The organism is Janthinobacterium sp. UMAB-60, assembly GCF_900095235.1.
In the GTDB taxonomy this organism is placed as follows: Bacteria; Pseudomonadota; Gammaproteobacteria; order Burkholderiales; family Burkholderiaceae_D; genus Janthinobacterium.
The window spans coordinates 1-331 of the sequence record NZ_LT607535.1 but is presented as its reverse complement, the minus strand read 5'-3'; the positions used below and the strand labels follow the sequence as shown (position 1 = coordinate 331).

At 65.0% G+C, this 331-nt stretch carries 1 protein-coding gene; it reads right to left on the bottom strand.

Annotated elements, in window-relative coordinates; genetic code table 11:
- A partial coding sequence (locus tag K0F86_RS27190) for a YDG domain-containing protein (protein WP_257572414.1) occupies positions 1-331 on the bottom strand: 331 nt, incomplete at both ends.

Below are 331 nucleotides of genomic sequence, written 5' to 3'. Positions count from 1 at the left end.
GCTGGCCAGGCCGCTGGCCGTATCGACCAGCGTTGTACCCGTCACCGTCACCGCCTTGGCAGTGGCCGCGTTCTTGTCGCTGAACACGGCGCTCTGGCCACCAAAGCCCAGGGTTTCGCTGCCCACCAGGCCGCTCAAGGCACCGCCGGACAGGCTGGCTTGTGCATTGCCGTCATAGACCTTGTTGTCCGCCAACTGGCCCGTTAACGTCAAGGCCTTGGCCGTGATGCTGGCCGTTAAGCCCGTCGGATTGCCGACCGTATAGTTGCTAGCCAGGCCGCTGGCCGTATCGACCAGCGTTGTACCCGTCACCGTCACCGCCTTGGCGGTG